Below are 17,209 nucleotides of genomic sequence, written 5' to 3'. Positions count from 1 at the left end.
ACCTCTTTTCTACACATTGAATCTAAATTCAATGATATCCCCGTCTTGGACGACATATTCCTTACCTTCCAGACGTAACCGTCCGGCCTCTTTAACCTTTTGCATGCTACCGTACTTGTCCAGATCTTCAAACGAAACTGTCTCGGCCCGGATGAAGCCCCGCTCGAAATCAGAGTGAATTACACCCGCAACCTGCGGTGCTTTCATGCCTTTCTTGAAGGTCCAGGCTCTTGTTTCCTTGCCCCCGGCGGTGAAAAAGGTTTGTAAACCAAGTAGGTGGTAGCTGGCCTTAATCAGTCGGTCGAGCCCAGACTCGGTGACACCCTCAGCCTCCAAGAACTCGGCCTTCTCATCGTCATCTAGCGTCGCAATTTCCTCTTCGGTTTTAGCCGAGATACCGAGCGCCTCTGCACCCTCAGCTGCGGCCAAATCCGCCACAATCTTGAAGTACGGGTCGCTATCAGGATCCGCCATCGATTCCTCGGCAATATTTGCCACATAGATCACGGGCTTAGACGTCAAAAGGAACAGGCCTTTCGCAATCTTCTGCTCATCCTCGTTGAATTCTATCGAGCGAACGGCGCCACCGGCCTCGAGCACCGGTTTAATCTTCTCAAGCACGGCATACTCGGCCATCGCATCTTTATCCTTAGTCTTCGCCATCTTGCCCACACGTTCGTAGCGCTTGTTGACGCTATCGAGGTCGGCTAGACTAAGCTCCAAGTTGATTACTTCAATATCGTCCTTCGGGTCGACCTTGCCAGTAACTGTTGTGATGTTGTCATCGTCAAAGGCCCGTACCACGTGCACAATTGCGTCAACCTGTCTGATATTCTCGAGGAACTTGTTACCCAGTCCCTCACCCTTACTGGCACCTTGGACCAAGCCCGCAATATCCGTGAACTCAAACGTGGTCTTGATAATTTTCTTAGCTGGAATCAACTCATCGATACGTGCCAAACGTTGATCTGGCACCTCGACCATCCCAACATTCGGATCGATTGTGGCGAACGGATAATTCGCCATCTCGGCGCCGGCCTTAGTAATCGCATTAAAAAGCGTTGACTTACCTACATTGGGTAGGCCAACAATACCTGCTGTTAAAGACATTTTCTAAACTCCTTCAATTTGATCTGGACGTTTCTTAGCCACATCAACGTAGTTTTCGGGATTAGCATTCTTCGCCGCATCCCCGCTCAACAATACTTCCTTCATTTTTTTGACAAAGGCGCTGCGTGGCAGCATCACGATGTGACCACATCCCATGCACTTCAACTTAATGTCTGCACCCAGGCGAATAACCTCCCAGTTGTTTGCACCGCATGCATGGGGCTTCTTCATTTTGACTGTATCACCTAAATTAAACATACGTCACCTAATCTAATGAAATACCTAGGATATCCAAAATCCGGTTAAGATCCTCTGTTGAGGCGAAATCAATGGCCAGCTTGCCGGCCCCTTTCTTGGATTCAGTAATATTGACCTGTGTACCAAACTTATCAACCAGTTTAGCCTCACTTGCACGAACGAATGGCGATTTAACGACCTTCGTCGCCTTTTTGACTGCACCGCCATCGGTATTCAAGCGACTAACGATAGCTTCCAGCTGGCGGACGGTCAGTTCTTCCTTAACCGTTTTCTGTGCCAGCTCATCAATTTGCGTCTTCTTCTTCAGACCCAGCAACGTTCTCGCCTGGCCCATTGATAGTTTACCCTCTTGGAGCAACTTTTTGGTCCTAGCTGGCAAGGTCAGCAGCCGCAAGTAGTTAGCGATGTACGGCCGACTCTTACCCAGACGCTTAGAAACCTGTTCCTGCGTTAGACCGAGGTTCTTCTGGAGCATATCGTACGCCTGCGCCTCTTCTAGCGGATTCAGGTCCTCACGCTGGAGGTTCTCGATGACGGCAATTTCCATCATCTCTGCTTCTTCCATCTCACGCACGATGCCTGGGACAGTCTTCTTCTTCGCTAATTTGCTGGCACGGTAGCGCCGCTCACCGGAAATAATCTCGAAGCCGTTAACGCTCTTACGCACGATAATCGGCTGAAAAACGCCATTTTCTTTAATCGAGTCGGCCAGTTCTCGTAGACTCGTCTCATCGAACGTCTTCCGTGGTTGGTAGGGATTAGGTCGTACCTTTTCGATATCTAAATCTTCCACGTTTTCGATATCGTCCACGTTGTTAATATCTGCAAAAAGTGCGTCAATCCCACGACCAAGTCCCGTATTTTTTGTTTTCTTATTAGTCATTAGCTGCTAAGACCTCACTTGCTAGTTCTTGATAGACAACCGCTCCGCGAGACTTTGGATCATAATCAATGATTGGCTTACCGTAACTTGGCGCCTCTGCCAGTTTAGTAATCCGCGGAATAATTGTTTCGTAGACCTTGTCACCAAAATAATTTTTAACTTCATTTACAACTTCGGCACCAAGATTCGTCCGAGCATCGAGCATCGTCAATAGTACACCCTCAACACCCAGGTTTTTATTGAAATGCTTCTGCACCAAACGGATCGAGTTCAGGAGTTGGCTCAGACCTTCGAGGGCGTAGAATTCACTCTGTACAGGAATGAGAATTGAGTTGCTGGCTGTGAACGCGTTGATGGAAAGCTGTCCAAGTGAAGGTGGGCAATCAATCAGAATATAGTCATAATCATTCTCAATCTCATCGATGCTCTGCTTCAACCTAGTCTCGCGGGCCATGAGTGATGTCAGCTCCATCTCGGCACCGGCCAGCTGAATCGTGGCTGGCACGATGTCTAGATTTTTGCGGCTGGTGTGATGGATCGTCTCCTTAATCGGAATTTCATCGACCAGGACATTATAGACATCCTTGTCCACTTCTGCTTTAGCAATTCCGAGTCCACTCGTAGCATTTCCTTGGGGGTCGATATCAATAATGAGTACTCTCTTGCCCACAGCCGCTAGACTGGCGCCAAGATTGATGGTAGTCGTTGTTTTGCCAACGCCCCCCTTTTGATTTGCAACTGAAATTATGTGCACCATACTGTTCTCCATTAATCCTTCAACAATTCGATTGTAATTGTGTATTTCTGATCCGTCTGATTTTCGCTAATCTTAACCTTAGTACCAGAATCTTCCACCAACTTAATCGTCTTCTTGATGGTATTGATTGGCACCTTTAAATCGCGGCTGGTCTTGCCCGTGATCTTTTTCTTAACCTTATCTGCTACTTGGGTTTCCTTGACCTGATTGTTTTTCTGCGAAATTAATTGTTGCACCAATTTCTCGGTCTCAGCCACGCTGAGGCCGTTTTTCACAATGGTCGAAAGCGCCGTCTCCTGGAGGTCAGGTGTGAGCTTCAAGAGTTCCCGGCCGTGGCGCTGGCTAATCTCGCCAGAGACGAGGTACGCCTGCACATGAGGCTCAAGCTTCAACAGCCTCAGCTTGTTTGCCACATAGCTTTGCGACTTACCAACCGCCTCAGCTAACTCAGTTTGAGTCGACTTATCAAGTTCCATTAAGGATTGATAGGCTTTAGCTTCATCAATTGGATTGAGGTTTTCTCGTTGCAGATTCTCAATCAGGGCGAAAGCCGCGGCTTTTTGATCATCCATGACCTCAACAATTGCCGGGATGGTCTCCCATTTAAGCTGACTTGCCGCCCGAAAACGGCGTTCACCAGCAATAATCTCATATTCACCATCTTTGAATTCGCGCAGGATGATTGGCTGGAGTAAGCCATGTTCCTTCAAAGTAGCGGCCAACTCGTCAATTGCCTCGTAAGTGAAGTTCTTCCTGGGCTGAAACTTGTTTGGGATAATTCTGTTCAGTTCGATATTCTGAATTTTTTTATCATCTGATGTCTTCTGGTGCCGATTGCCAAAAAATGAAATGGCCATATTTATCAATTACTCCTCTAAATCCATTGTTATTCTAGTTTCACGCTTCATTGTCTTCGTAAGTGCTCAGGGCCTTACCAGCTTGTGGCGCTACTTGTTTAATTGTGTTTCACAAGCTAGTCCCCTCCACCTTACTGGCCAATCGCAGCGTTTCACGCTTTATTGCCTTCGTAAGTGCTCAGGGCCTTACCAGCTTGTGGCGCTACTTGTTTAATTGTGTTTCACAAGCTAGTCCCCTTCACCTTACTGGCCAATCGCAGCGTTTCACGCTTTATTGCCTTCGTAAGTGCTCAGGGCCTTACCAGCTTGTGGCGCTACTTGTTTATAATGGTTTCTTGTTAGGCATCCCTGCTTGGCGGGGATATTTCTTTGGTGTCGCCTTGACCTTATCGATTACCGTCAACATTCTCTGTTCAGCGGTCTCTGGTAAAGTCACAACCTGATTGGTGCGCAACTTACCACCCAATTTAGCAATCGCCGTTGCTGAATCCTGTAACTCAGACTCACCACGTGGCCCCTTTAGGGCCACGAACGCACCACCAACTTTAGCAAACGGCAGGCAATATTCACTGAGCGTATTCAGCCGCGCAACTGCGCGCGCCGTCACTAAGTCGTATTTCTCCCGGTAGCGACGATCCTGCCCCACATCCTCGGCACGTCCGTGGACGAGTTCCACGTTGTCCAGGCTGAGCATAATCACTAGATCACCTAAGAACTTAATTCTTTTGTTGAGTGAGTCCACGATTGTCACGGTTAAGTCCGGACGGAGAATCTTGATTGGTAGCGATGGAAAGCCAGCCCCAGCACCAATGTCGATTACCCGTGCGTTTTGCACAAATGCTGCTGGTAGTTCCAATAGAGGTAGAATCGAGTCAAGAAAGTGCTTCAAGTACACGTCCTCTTCAGCTGTAATGGCGGTGAGATTGACGTGTTCGTTCGTCTCTACCAGGAATTTAAAGTATTGCTGGAATTGAGTGACCTTTTGGTCTGTCAGCTCAACTCCCCGATCTGCTAGATATTGTTTGAATTCTTCAGGTTTCATTTTTCTCCCGTGAAACTTGTGTTTCACAACTAATAATGTACTCCATTTAAGACAGGCAAGCAATGCCATTTCGGTGATTTCACAGTCTCAATTATGAGTTACTTTTGCCACTGAGTCAAAGCACTTCTGCAAAATATTATTATAATGAGTTCTCGGTATGCTTCTCGATTTTAAAATGGTGCATTCGTGCATAAAACCAGGCAGCCAGTACAATCGAGAGTAAGCCTGTCACAGCAAAGATTATCTTCAAATCAATCACGTCACCTAAGGGACCAAAGACCACCATTCCTAACGGCATCGCCGTCATACTGATAATATTCACGACCGAGAAGACTCGGCCCATCATCGTTGGCTCAACAGTCTCCTGCAACAGCGTCGTGTGTGCGGTGCTCAGCCATGGCATGAAGAGGCCACCAAACATCATAACAAGCGAGAAGAGCCAGTTATTTGGCATGAACACCATTAGCCCAAAGGCAAAGCCGTCAACCGCCATCACTAAGAAGATCATGCGAATCTTATTCTGAATGACACCGTGCCACGACACCGCAATACCTCCGAGTAGCGAACCTACGGACCAGGCGATCTCCATCACCGTTAAGTTGAAGACCCCGTTTCCCGGATAGGTCCGCTCGATAAAGATTTGCGCTAGAAACGCTGATGGTGTAATTAAAATCCAGAAGGCGAAGAAGCTGGCAAACAAGTACGTTAATAGCCTACTCCGTCTCACATAGTTTATCCCGATTTTCATCTCCTTGAAGACGGACTCGAGCTCACGCTCCTTATTGATATTCTGGACCTTCACGAAGCTGAAGATCGAGATACCAATCGTCGCGGTAATCACGTCAATCCAGAAGCTTCCTAGTAAACCAAGCGAGCCAAACACCACCCCGCCGAGGGCCGGCCCCGCCAATTGTGATATAGCATTAATGGTCTGATTTAGTCCGTTAACGCGGGGGAGATGCTCCCCTGGTACAATTTGGGGGACTAATGCACTGGCCGCCGGCGTCTGGACTCCCGTCCCAACGGAACGAGCCGCCAACAGGATTAGCAATAACCAGAGGCTCTGGTAGCCCATCTGATAGAGCAGTGCCATGACCAGTGTGATTAGGGCGATTCCCATATCCGAGAAAATCGCCAGAAATTTCCTATTATAACGATCGGCAAAGACGCCACCGAATAAGGAGACGATTGCTCCGGGTATCAGGTTAGCTAGCGTCGCATACGTCATCCAAACGCCGCTCTCTGTTTGTAAGGCAATATACCACACGATAGCAAAGCCCGAGATTGACGAGCCCAGCATGGTAATCGCCTGGCTCGTCATCATCGTGGTAATTTGTGTGCGCCAATCTCTGTTAATCATTATTTGTACTCCGGTCAACAAAAAAGGCTGAGATGGTTGTTGCTAATCTCAGTCAAACATCGCTTCAGCAATAAAGAATTATATCTTTTTTAAAAGATTAACACAAACTAGGGTTATTAAACTACTTTCCAGTATAATATCAGCAGGAGGATTTTTTATGATTATCAGCATTATTGTTATTCTACTGCTTATCTTCTCGGCAACAGCCGGCTATCGCCTTGGTTTCACCAAGCGCATCGTTAGCCTGATCGGCTTTTTCTTTACCGTGGTCGCCGCTAGCATGTTCAACACAGACTTTGGTACGTGGATCATGGTCAACATCATGCAGAAGCCACTGGTTGAAGCGACGGAAATCGATAAGATGCTCTACCACTTCATTGCATTCTTACTGATCATGCTGCTCGGCAAAATCGTCGTCCGCTTCATCACCCGGCTCGTGCCCACCTCCGCGAAAAAGCGTGGCCTCATTTCCTGGATCGACGGCGTCGCCGGCGCAGTTGTCTCATTTATCATCACCTACTTCGTCAGCTATCTGGTCTTATCGATGCTCAATGCACTCCAGATTGATTGGTTCATCCAACAAACAGTTGACTCACAATTCTTGCGGTTCATGCTTTATGAGACCCCCGGTTTGTCACAGAACATCTTTAATAGTATCTTTGGTATTGACGCAAGCGGTTTACAATTATCACTACTTTAATTTAGGCGTAACGAGGAGGAAGAATAATGAAAATTGGATTTATCGGTACAGGTGTGATGGGGACGGGCATGATTGCCAACTTAATCAAGAATGGCTTTGATGTGACTGTCTATAATCGCACCAAGGCACATGCACAAAGAGCACTAGATTTAGGCGCACAATGGGCGGATACGCCAAAGGTACTCACAACTCAGGTCGATGTCATCATCTCCATTGTTGGCTTTCCAAAAGACGTTCAAGAAGTCTACTACGGTGACACCGGTGTTTTCGCCGGTACACATGCCGGCCTCACAGTTATTGACATGACCACTAGCAGCCCACGCCTAGCCGAACGAATTAGCCAAACTGCACAGGAGTTGGGCATTGCGGCTTTAGATGCCCCAGTATCCGGTGGGGACTTGGGTGCCAAAACAGGCGCGTTAACTATCATGGTTGGTGGCCCAGTTGAGACCTACGAGTCCATGCTCCCAATTTTTCAGGCGATGGGCAAGTCAATGCACCTCTTCGGCGGATCAGGTAGTGGCCAAAGAACAAAGCTGGCCAACCAGATCATGATTGCCGGAACCATGCTTGGTATGAGCGAAACCTTGGCCTTCGCCAAGAAAGCTGGCTTGGACGAACAAGCAGTGATTGACACCCTCTCTGGCGGTTCTGCTGCTAACTGGAGCCTCCAGAATTACGGACCACGCGTGCTCGCCGGCGACTACGCCCCCGGATTCTACATCAAGCACTTCATCAAGGATCTGCGCCTAGCAATTGAGGAAGCGGAGCAGATGGAGATTAGCTTGCCGATGCTTGAACTCGCGAAGAAATTATACGAGAAGTTACAGGATGAAGATGGCCTCGGTGATTTGGGCACACAGGCATTAATCAAGTATTACGAGGGCTAGTCGCCCGTAATCTCTAGTGAATTTGGGTCAGCTTAGATGGGAGTTCCGTTATGAAATTAATCGGTAATATTATTTGGTTTATTTTCGGTGGCCTAGGTGGGGCTCTGGCTTGGTTTGGGGCGGGCTTGCTCTGGTCCATTACAATCGTTGGGCTCCCCATTGGCGTGCAGTGCTTCAAGTTTGCCCGGCTCTCACTTGCACCATTCAACAAGGAGGTGGTCTACCACACAACGACCACTAACTTTGTCGTTAATGTGATCTGGTTACTGATTTCAGGGCTGCCACTCGCTTTAACCCATCTGGCTAGCGCTCTTCTGTTAACTATCACCATCATTGGTATTCCTTTCGCCAAACAATCATTAAAGCTTGCGGGCCTGTCATTACGCCCATTTGGCGCCACGATTGTCTAGTTCAGACTGCCCCTGCTCCCCCTTTACTATTTCATAAACTAATATGGGGATTCTTCATACTTTCTGAACGTTTACTTTACACAAAGTTGCATTTTTCTTTATGTTTGTCCGCTATGATGTAATCATACCTAGAACAGATGGTTATGATTAGCCAAATAGGAGGCACATAGATGACAGAAACTAAGCAAAGAAGAAAATTACACTATGGCGTCGCTGCCGCAAGCGCGGCAACAGTTGCAACCACAATATTTTTAATCATTAAACGTAAGAATAAATAAATCCCTTCAGAAATTCTCTCCCTAAGCCAGATCCTACCAATTTCGCTGATTGGTAGGATTTTTATTGCCTCTCACCAAATTTTTTCGTCAAAAAAAACCGTTCTCTGAGTGACTCAACCCTCAGCAGAACGGTTATATTATTTTGTGATAACCGATGCTCAACTACGCTCTGGCAGCTGCTTCCATTGCTAATGCGTTAACGTAGTTCACTGGCTGGTCGTAATTTGGCTGGAAGAACATGTTAACCATCGACAACTCATCAATCATCATGTGTTTCTGAATCGCTAACGAGATCACATTAGCAGATTGGGCGCAATCATATTTACTATAGAACTGTGCTCCCTTAACTTCCCTGGTCTCTTTATCCCAGGTTAAAATCATCAGAATTGGCTCAGTACTCAACATGAATTCTGGGCGGTAATCCTGCTCTAGAGTAACACTCACCAACTCGATTCCTCTTGCCTTACCACCATCAACGGTTCAACCAGATGCCGCTAATGTCTTATCGAACAGTGCAACAGCACTAGTTGCCTGCGTGCCCAGATATTTCACGGTCGGTTTCTCGATGTTCTTACCAACTAAGATTCCCTGTCGTACAGCATTTGTTGCCAGCGGAATGTAGTCATCCTTGCCGGTTGGGTTATATTATACAACCGACGCATCTCCGGCTGCAAAGACATCAGGATTGCTCGTCTGCATGTACTCGTTCGTGATGATTGCGCCGTTTGGTTCCATATCCAATTGGCCTTTCAACAGGCCAGTGTTTGGCTTGAAACCTACTGCCAAAACAGCGATATCAGCAGTATAGCTACCTTTATCCGTCTTCACCGTGACTTCATTATCACCGCTAAAACCAACTACTTTTTCGCCTAGCTGTACTTTGACGCCGTGGTCCTCATAGTCCTTTTGTACCCGGTCGGTTATTGTTTTGTCAAAGTTCTTTGCCAGCACCCTTGGCAATGCATCGAACAACGTTACATCTTTACCTGTCACAGCAAATTGTTCGGCAATCTCTACTCCAATGTAGCCAGAACCAATGACTACAGCCGATTTAATGCTTGGTGCGATATCCTTTAATGCCTTTGCGTGCGCGTAGTTCTTGCAAAGCATTACGTTCTTATTATCAATTCCCTCAATAGGCGGAATTACGGGTGCCGATCCCGTTGTGACTACTAACTTATCAAATGTGTCTTTTGTCTCTACGCCGGTCTTCAGATCCTTGACTACCAGGCTCTTTGCATCAACATCCACACTCAAAACATCGTGTTCCATCTTCATATTTGCGCCAAGGCTCGCCAATGATTCAGGACTTGAATAGAACATCTTCTTCGGGTCTGATACGTGGTCGCCTACCCAAAGCGCGATCCCACAAGAAAGGAATGAGAGGTTATCATTTCGTTCATACACCGTAACTTCCCAGTCCGGTTGCTCTTGTAAAATAGTCTGTGCTGAAAATACGCCTGCATGTGTACAACCAATTACTGCAACTTTCATGAATAATGCCCCCCAATTTTCATCCGCTAGGATTTTTAAATTACACCCCCTATTGAAAACTAACTCACAAACTTGTCAACGCTTACATTATTAATATTATCCTGTTCAGCGTACGAAAAAACGCTATCTAGCCAAGCATTAGATAACGTTTTCGCCGTAAAAATTATTTCGTAGACAATTTAATTATGCAGCATCGTCTTTAGTAACTCGTCAAGTTCACCGCACTGACTTCTGGTACCGTTAACAGTTGTTCCGCTAGCTTAGGGTACGTCAAGCTCTGGGGGCGCTTAATCGCATAGCTAACTACGAAACTCTTACCAGCTTCCACTTCCTCTACCTGAAAGTCCTTCGGGATGAAGCGAATCTTGTGCTCGGTGAAGAAGCGCTCCACCACGGCCTCTGTTCCCGCTGTACCAATCAGTCTAATCTCGATATCCGTACCCATATCCACGCGTAAGATACGTTCAAGGAATAGCAGCGCAGAAAAGAGTGCCACGCCACCGATAATTGCAATGGGATAATACCCCATCCCCACAGCAATCCCGAGTGCTGCGGTAGCCCAAAGCGACGCAGCGGTTGATAGGCCCCGCACAACCCGCTTGGTCACCACGATCGTACCTGCGCCTAGAAAACCAATCCCACTCACAACAGCCGCAATCATCCTTGCAGCGTCGTTTGCCACGAAATTCGAGACATCAGCATTCTCGGTAGCCATCCTAATCGCCTGAAGGGTCAGCTCCTGTTGAATCATCGCCACAACCGCGGCTCCGATAGCCACGAGCACGTGTACTTGGACTCCCGCCGGACGATTCTTCTTCTGCCGATCCCACCCGATGGCGCCCGCAATCAGGGCCGCAAGCAGGATACGAATAATAATTTGTTCAATTTCTATATGTAGGTTTAGCATAGCCTCTCCAATCAACTATTATCATACTTAAATTATAGCAATAATTAACGTCTACATCGTTCTTTTGTGATTGATTAATTTAGCCAAGTAAAAAAGGTGCTGACAGATAATTCTGTCCACACCTCGTGAAACTAGACGATTGGCGATTGCTTAGCCAAGCATATCTGAGATTGAACGTTTTTCTTTCTCTTCGAACGTGCTCTCTTCTTGACTCTCTGAGAAACGATCATTCAAGATGAAGTCGTTCACTTGTGCCGTCAAGATTTCAACCATTTGTTCCTGATTAATTTCAATCATGCCAGTTGCAACCAATGCACCGATACCGGTCGCAATAATCCAGCTACCAGTAACGATATTTCTCTTTTTCTCATCACTGAAGCCATTCTCTGGGTATGATTCCTCGAGTTTCTTCAAGCCAATTTCCATTGAGAAATCAGAAATGTTTGCACTACCAAATTTACCTTCGACATACATTGCACGGAATAATTGTGGGTGTTTCGCAGCGAAGTGGATGTAAGAAAGTTCGAGGTCGATAAGGGGGTCGCCGGTAAACGATTCTTCAAACACTTTACTCTGCAACTTATCTTGAATCATTGCGAGCACTTGTTGACGTAAATCGTTCATGTTCTTGAATTCAAGGTAGATTGGTTGAGTAGAGCAATCTGCTGCCTCGGCAACTTTTCTGGCTGTAAGGGAATCAACACCATTTTCAATTGCCATCTTGTATGCAACGTCCAAAATTTGCTGTTTGAATATTTCTTTTTTTCTAGCCATTTTTCTTTCTCCTATATCTGTATACTTTCATTATATCTGTTATTTTTCCAAATAATAGTCTTTTTAATAACACAACGTTGTTTAAGGAGCAGCTCAAAATTCGATAATATCAAGCTGTAATTTAATACTATCAACAATTTATTTTGGTGTCCATTAGAAACCTTTAAATATGAAACAGTCCTTAAACATATCAGTGTTATTTAAATATCGTTTTAATAACGAGGGTTTTATTTTGCGAAGAAAAGTTACCAAGGCGATTACTCTCAGCCGTTCTCGCTCAAGGGTAGGCGGGGAACCGTTTTTGCAGAATAACCACTTTAATAATTGCGCAATTCTTCACAAAATAAATTTTTCAAAAAGAACTAAATTGCTCAAAAAATAACATTTTTTAAACCTGAAAGGTAATTTTATTACCACAGTCACTAAATATAACAGGCAAAATAAAAAAAACAACCCCCTGCTACCAATTTTTCAGAGATTACTGGATTGGCTTGGTTGTTTTTATATAACTTCGTTCTTTATTTAATCACTTAGCTTACCGAACAAAGAGTCGTCTTTCGGCTTGGTGTAGGCATCGTAGTGGGTATCGATTAATTCGATCAGTTCTTGTTTGTCCATCTTGATGCCTGCGCAGTAGGACATTAACGCGGCAGATAAAATATAGCCACGCTCGTTTGAGTCCGCTAAATTTTTTGAAAATTCAATTCCAATTTGTTGTCTTTGATAATCTGTCTTGATTTTTACTTGTTTATCTTCCATCGTCGCGCTCCATTTCGTCTCTTAATGTATATTGACATATTACTACTATGAGCTAGCCGGTAAAGAAAAACAACCGCTATTTATCTGTTGAAGAAATCATCCGCGGACACCAGCTCGCGGTTAAATGAGTAGAGTCGTGGGCTAAACCCTTCGTTCTCATCCAGATGTACTTCATTAACTGTCACGTTGCCCACGTTCACGAACGAATCCATCTCAGCGTGGAAAATCGCGGCGAAGAAGCCACGAATAGTCAAGCCGTGGCAGACTACCAGCACTTTTTTGTCTGGATAATCTTGCTTCAAATCTGCTACGAAATCAGCAACTCGGTGTACTAGATCGTCATAGCTCTCAGCCTCATGGGCATACTGTGAGAAGTTCTTATTGAGCATCCCCATGTAATCAAAGGCATCGGGATACTGTAAGCGCAATGGATCAGGATCTTGTGACTCCCACTGGCCAAAGTGCATCTCCTCCACCCGGGGATCGGTCGCAATTTCCCACTTGCCTTTTGTCAAAATTTCAGCTGTTTCTAGCGCCCGCTGTAAGGGACTAGCAAAGACAGCATCGAATTTTTGTTCGTCAAATACTTCACTGACCGCTCGCGCATAGGCGACGCCATCAGGAGATAAGGGCGCATCAAAGCCGGCACCAGAAATCAGGTTCTGCGCATTAGTAGTACTCCTACTGTGTCGAATAAGGGTTAAGTCCATGGGAAAATGACCTCCGTTAAGCTGAATTTTATCGAGAAATGAAAGCAGACGTTAATTTGCCAGCAAATAAGCCTCACAGTACTGCGCTAAGCAAATAGCTCACTACGCCCAATACAATCAAGACTACTAGAGCAACCACACCAAAGATTACGGCTAGCAACCGGTGGTTACGGGCAGATTGTGCGTTCTTGGCACCGACGAGCTTGATGACGTGTCGAATGCTCAGGAGTACATCTAGGAAGAAGAACCACAGGATCAGTGACAATGGAAATTTGATGGCCAAGAAGATTTGCAAAGTCACGACAACGATCATGCAGCTGATACTTAACCGGAACAATACCAGATATTGTGGGTACATCTTCCGGTCCTTGAAATACGCCAGTAGTCCGAAGAGAAATAACGCCCCAAAGAAAACATATGAAAGTATCTGTAGTATAAATCCCATTCTTCTACTCCATCCTGTTCAATACTCATCCATCTTAACATATTAAGTATCAAAAAAGCGCTTTATTTTAGGTGTAAAAAGCCACGAATTAGAAGTAGTCAACGAGCTCAGGTTCTGTCTGTACTAGGGTCAAAGCGAATTGCTGCGCCCGCTTGTCATCGTTAACAATTACCTGCTGCCAGTCTATTAGCTGCTGTAATGTGACAGCACCGAGCATCAGCTGACTAAAGCGGGTGATCGAAATTTCTAAATCAGGACGTTGTTGAGCGGGAGCTTTGGTTAGGCTTCCCGGCGTAAACCGCCCGACACCGTTATTGCGCTCGATTACGGGATCGGTTAATTTGATATTAATTTCAGCGAAATCTGCGCTAAAAGGATATTGTCTGACGAAACTCTGAATATTCACAATTCGCGCCATCATGTATGGAGTAACAGCGGTGGTAGCTAGGTCCGGTTCTGGCAGCTCAAGCCCAAAATACATAGAATTTGGAGTCACCACGCTTAATTGCTGCCCTTCATCTAACTGATTGTTCAGATAAACGAGCAGCGTATTGCTAACTTGAGCATTCACGGCCACGCGTTCAACTACCTGAATCTCGTTAGGCGTTTCAACGTACAGGGTATAGCCTAATAATCCACCGTCAGCACCCTGACACAACAGTACTTGACGCTCATTATAACGGGTCACCAGATAATCCCACCACCAGTCATCCCGCACCAAACCGCCACGTAGATCCTGGACTCTGGCAGCATAGAACGCCTGTAATTTCTCTACAACTGCGGCGAAAGATGCAGTGCTAAATTGTACATCCGAACTCAGATCCGGGGCCACTAACTCCTGCCGCTTAAATGTCGTCGTAGTCCGGTTAAATACTTGCTCATAGCCAAAGCGTCGGTAGAAAGTATAAGAAAACGGAGCGAGATAAGACAGTTCCACCTGCGCGGCATCCATCTCCACCAATGCCTGACGCATCAGTTTGCTAGGGCCACCTTGGCCGCGAAACACTGGGTCACTCATGACAACACCAATCCCCCGCATGGCCAACTGGCGCCCAACGAAAGAAACAGGTAAATTAATGGCGTACAACCCGGCGATTACCCGCTCTCCTACGGTTGTACGATAAACCGCCGCATGGTTAAATCTGGCCCAAAAAGCGGCTCTTGTCCACACGTCATCAACCTTTTGAAATGCCTGCAAATATAACTGTTAGAAGCTCGCCCGCTCTTCACTCGTTAGCTCATCATTCATCATTAATCCTGTTCGACCTCTTATGTTTTCGCTTTCAGTCTAATTGTACCAATGAACTCGGCAAAATAAAGGCTTGGACTTAATTATTCACATGCTATACTAGTGCAGTAGATTATGAATATTACATTTGAGCTACCCTAGTCCGCAAACTAGTGGGAATCTCACTCAGCGAAACTTCCTCGTACGTCACCACGAAGCGGCCCTTATGTGTAATCTTCAGGTAGTGGTCTGGCAGAAAATCCTTCATTCCCATGACGTCTAACGTTAGACTGTCACCAGTATGATCAATCGTCTCGAAACGGTAAGTTGGCATGTCATGATCATCACGACTGATTGGTTCCACTCCCGTTTTGACATACGCACTACTTTCATTAACCAAGGGGTTTAACTTATCGATTATTTGAGCAACCACACCCGAGCTGTTTGACGTGACCATAAATGCCGCACTACCCAATAACACCAGGACGCCTGCCACCATAATTACTAACTTTACTAACTTCTTCATGTTCTACCTCCTATAACCTTTTGTCTGCCAATAATTTAGCAAGAACCAGCAGTAGGAGAAATGCATTTAACTTACAGCTAGCTAACAATCTTGTCACTCGGAGGAATACATTTGACTAAAAAAGAATTTAGAACCACCCAACTATATCGCCTCAAACAGGCTCAATTCACCACGAAAAAAGAGAGTTTAGCCCTCACGCAACTGCTACTCGCTCACCCAACATTCAAGTCTGCCAAAAGCATTGGCATCACATACTCCGGCGCGCTCGAGGTCGAGACCAGTTTAATCATTCAAGCAGCCTGGCGGAAAGGGAAACGCGTATACCTCCCGAAGACGCTGCCTAACCGGCAGATGGCCTTTATTGAACACACTGCAAAAGACGAGCTGGTGCTAAGCTCATTTGGTGTCCCGGAACCACGCTACGAAGAACGACGCGTCAACAATGAGGTTGACCTCATGATCGTGCCCGGAATCGGCTTTGCAACAGACAGTCATTACAGAATTGGCTTTGGTGGCGGCTATTACGACCGCTTTCTGGCCCACTACCCAGGTCAGACTGTAGCACTGGTTCCAACTGCAATGCAATTTGCCACCGCGGAGTGGCAGATTGAGCCATTCGATATCCCAATTCAGGAGCTGATATTAGCGTAACCACCGTCTAACGACTCATCTGGGCAAAATAAATAGCCTAGCACCAGTTTACATTTGTGACTAGGAATATTTGATAAACTACTAAACTACTTGATTGCTTACTTAAAGGCACCCGTGAATGCGGCAATACTGAGAGATAACATGATTACACCAAAGAATGCGCTATACCAGATACCATAACCCGCGAATGCGGATGTATTCTTATTCCCATGAGTTTTAATCCGCATGAATTCACTGTAGGTATTATAAAATTGCCAAACAGCAACAATCGCGGAGGTTACAACCCTGTGTATGATACTGACCGTACAATATCAGGTTTGAAGGGCCTCATGGGAGGTAATTAACTAGAATCAATCACTTCCTACAGCTCAAATATCTCACAACTAAGCTACAATAAATAAATGTAAGTAATACTCAATTATAGTGCCACGGGAAAGTTCCATTATTTCCTCCGACACTTTTTCTTTACCTGCACAATTTATAAAACATTGTTATTATATTTTACTGATGATTATAATTCGTTTTTCTTTATTTAGGTCCTCGATTCTCGCTATAATGGAATTGGATACGAAACACCAGAACAACAGAGAGGGTGAGCCTATGACAAGAACGAAAAAAATTGTGTTTCTATTCATTATTCTGATACTTTTCTCCCTGTTGTTAGCAAACATCATTGCTAATCAACGGGCAGTGTCTTTACCGTTCTCACTAGTTCTCCCGGTGAGATATCCCCTATTCTCAGCACCAATAGTCAACTACCTTTTCTGGGGGAGCCTGGTCGCGCTAATCATATTGCTAATCCTGGCGCTCATCATCATCTTCTGGCCAATTGATGCGCAAACTCGTTTGGTGAAGAAAGACGCCGGACAGCTGACGATTGATAAGAAGGCCATCGATGGCTTCGTGAACTCGATCCTTGAGCAGGAGCACTGGATTGTAGACCACTCGGTCAAGACCCGCCTCACCAGGAACAAAATCAAGGTTTCGGTGAATGGGACGCTCCGCCCAATTTTCAATGCACGCGAGAAAAGTAGTCGGTTGATTAATCGAATCGAGACGGAGTTGCATAGCCTACTTGGAATTGAGGATAAGAAGAAGATTCAGATTGAGCTGAAGGACTTCAAGTCTGGTAACAAGCGCAATGCACCCCGTGTAGTTTAGGAGGATCAG

Annotated in this window: 19 protein-coding genes and 1 pseudogene; 5 read left to right on the top strand and 15 right to left on the bottom strand. The window is 45.8% G+C overall.

Going from position 1 to position 17,209, the window contains the following annotated elements:
* Positions 1 to 9: 9 nt before the first annotated feature.
* The 7 genes from ychF to LA20533_RS04920 form a co-directional block, all read right to left on the bottom strand.
* A complete protein-coding gene (gene ychF, locus LA20533_RS04950; RefSeq protein WP_056947280.1) occupies positions 10 to 1,110 on the bottom strand; it encodes a redox-regulated ATPase YchF in 1,101 nt (366 codons plus the stop codon).
* 3 nt (positions 1,111 to 1,113) lie between these two features.
* Positions 1,114 to 1,368: a DUF951 domain-containing protein gene (locus tag LA20533_RS04945; protein ID WP_056947283.1), complete on the bottom strand. Its 255-nt coding sequence runs from the start codon at positions 1,366 to 1,368 to the stop codon at positions 1,114 to 1,116.
* Positions 1,369 to 1,375: 7 nt separating this feature from the next.
* Positions 1,376 to 2,251, bottom strand: a complete 876-nt coding sequence (locus LA20533_RS04940) for a ParB/RepB/Spo0J family partition protein (protein ID WP_056947285.1) — start codon at positions 2,249 to 2,251, stop codon at positions 1,376 to 1,378.
* Positions 2,244 to 3,008 (bottom strand): ParA family protein, encoded by a 765-nt coding sequence (locus tag LA20533_RS04935; RefSeq protein ID WP_056947357.1) that lies wholly within the window; start codon positions 3,006 to 3,008, stop codon positions 2,244 to 2,246. Before LA20533_RS04935 ends, LA20533_RS04940 begins: the two co-directional genes overlap by 8 nt.
* 11 nt (positions 3,009 to 3,019) lie before the next feature.
* Complete coding sequence (gene noc / locus LA20533_RS04930; protein WP_056947288.1) at positions 3,020 to 3,865, bottom strand: nucleoid occlusion protein; 846 nt, start codon at positions 3,863 to 3,865, stop codon at positions 3,020 to 3,022.
* A gap of 322 nt (positions 3,866 to 4,187) precedes the next feature.
* Positions 4,188 to 4,907, bottom strand: coding sequence for a 16S rRNA (guanine(527)-N(7))-methyltransferase RsmG (gene rsmG, locus LA20533_RS04925; RefSeq protein WP_056947292.1), 720 nt, complete (start codon positions 4,905 to 4,907; stop codon positions 4,188 to 4,190).
* Between the two features lie 139 nt (positions 4,908 to 5,046).
* Entirely contained in the window at positions 5,047 to 6,267 is a 1,221-nt protein-coding gene (locus tag LA20533_RS04920) for an MFS transporter (RefSeq protein ID WP_056947295.1), read from the bottom strand.
* 157 nt (positions 6,268 to 6,424) lie between these two features.
* Between LA20533_RS04920 and LA20533_RS04915 the strand changes: the two genes are divergently transcribed.
* Genes LA20533_RS04915 through LA20533_RS04905 form a run of 3 tightly spaced genes read left to right on the top strand, consistent with a single transcriptional unit; the run spans position 6,425 to position 8,267 of the window.
* A complete protein-coding gene (locus LA20533_RS04915) occupies positions 6,425 to 6,967 on the top strand; it encodes a CvpA family protein (RefSeq protein ID WP_056947298.1) in 543 nt (180 codons plus the stop codon).
* Between the two features lie 26 nt (positions 6,968 to 6,993).
* Positions 6,994 to 7,857, top strand: coding sequence for an NAD(P)-dependent oxidoreductase (locus LA20533_RS04910; RefSeq protein ID WP_056947301.1), 864 nt, complete (start codon positions 6,994 to 6,996; stop codon positions 7,855 to 7,857).
* Between the two features lie 50 nt (positions 7,858 to 7,907).
* The gene (locus LA20533_RS04905; RefSeq protein WP_054745760.1) at positions 7,908 to 8,267 is read left to right on the top strand and encodes a YccF domain-containing protein; all 360 of its coding nucleotides are present in this window, start codon (positions 7,908 to 7,910) and stop codon (positions 8,265 to 8,267) included.
* 440 nt (positions 8,268 to 8,707) lie between these two features.
* Here LA20533_RS04905 and LA20533_RS04900 read toward each other — a convergent pair.
* The 8 genes and pseudogenes from LA20533_RS04900 to LA20533_RS04865 form a co-directional block, all read right to left on the bottom strand.
* Positions 8,708 to 10,039, bottom strand: a pseudogene (locus tag LA20533_RS04900) (NAD(P)/FAD-dependent oxidoreductase).
* A 199-nt stretch (positions 10,040 to 10,238) separates the two neighbouring features.
* Positions 10,239 to 10,946, bottom strand: coding sequence for an MgtC/SapB family protein (locus LA20533_RS04895; RefSeq protein ID WP_056947306.1), 708 nt, complete (start codon positions 10,944 to 10,946; stop codon positions 10,239 to 10,241).
* A gap of 150 nt (positions 10,947 to 11,096) precedes the next feature.
* Positions 11,097 to 11,720 (bottom strand): TetR/AcrR family transcriptional regulator, encoded by a 624-nt coding sequence (locus tag LA20533_RS04890; protein ID WP_056947308.1) that lies wholly within the window; start codon positions 11,718 to 11,720, stop codon positions 11,097 to 11,099.
* Positions 11,721 to 12,242: 522 nt separating this feature from the next.
* Positions 12,243 to 12,479 carry a hypothetical protein gene (locus tag LA20533_RS04885; protein ID WP_056947311.1) on the bottom strand — a complete coding sequence of 79 codons (237 nt, stop codon included), beginning with the start codon at positions 12,477 to 12,479 and terminating at the stop codon, positions 12,243 to 12,245.
* Between the two features lie 80 nt (positions 12,480 to 12,559).
* Positions 12,560 to 13,189 carry a histidine phosphatase family protein gene (locus tag LA20533_RS04880; protein ID WP_056947314.1) on the bottom strand — a complete coding sequence of 210 codons (630 nt, stop codon included), beginning with the start codon at positions 13,187 to 13,189 and terminating at the stop codon, positions 12,560 to 12,562.
* Between the two features lie 73 nt (positions 13,190 to 13,262).
* Positions 13,263 to 13,634 carry a hypothetical protein gene (locus LA20533_RS04875; protein ID WP_054745770.1) on the bottom strand — a complete coding sequence of 124 codons (372 nt, stop codon included), beginning with the start codon at positions 13,632 to 13,634 and terminating at the stop codon, positions 13,263 to 13,265.
* Between the two features lie 88 nt (positions 13,635 to 13,722).
* Complete coding sequence (locus tag LA20533_RS04870) at positions 13,723 to 14,832, bottom strand: GNAT family N-acetyltransferase (RefSeq protein WP_054745772.1); 1,110 nt, start codon at positions 14,830 to 14,832, stop codon at positions 13,723 to 13,725.
* Positions 14,833 to 15,004: 172 nt separating this feature from the next.
* Positions 15,005 to 15,388, bottom strand: coding sequence for a YxeA family protein (locus LA20533_RS04865; protein ID WP_054745774.1), 384 nt, complete (start codon positions 15,386 to 15,388; stop codon positions 15,005 to 15,007).
* 111 nt (positions 15,389 to 15,499) lie between these two features.
* On the opposite strand from LA20533_RS04865, the gene LA20533_RS04860 reads away from it, so the two are divergent.
* Together LA20533_RS04860 and amaP are read left to right on the top strand one after the other, a co-directional pair.
* Positions 15,500 to 16,039 carry a 5-formyltetrahydrofolate cyclo-ligase gene (locus LA20533_RS04860; RefSeq protein WP_056947318.1) on the top strand — a complete coding sequence of 180 codons (540 nt, stop codon included), beginning with the start codon at positions 15,500 to 15,502 and terminating at the stop codon, positions 16,037 to 16,039.
* A 600-nt stretch (positions 16,040 to 16,639) separates the two neighbouring features.
* Positions 16,640 to 17,200: an alkaline shock response membrane anchor protein AmaP gene (gene amaP, locus LA20533_RS04850; RefSeq protein ID WP_056947321.1), complete on the top strand. Its 561-nt coding sequence runs from the start codon at positions 16,640 to 16,642 to the stop codon at positions 17,198 to 17,200.
* Positions 17,201 to 17,209 lie beyond the last annotated feature (9 nt).

It is taken from the genome of Amylolactobacillus amylophilus DSM 20533 = JCM 1125 (assembly GCF_001936335.1).
GTDB classification, from domain to species: Bacteria; Bacillota; Bacilli; order Lactobacillales; family Lactobacillaceae; genus Amylolactobacillus; species Amylolactobacillus amylophilus.
The sequence above is the reverse complement of the archived record's forward strand: the minus strand, read 5'-3'. Positions and strand labels throughout refer to the sequence as shown.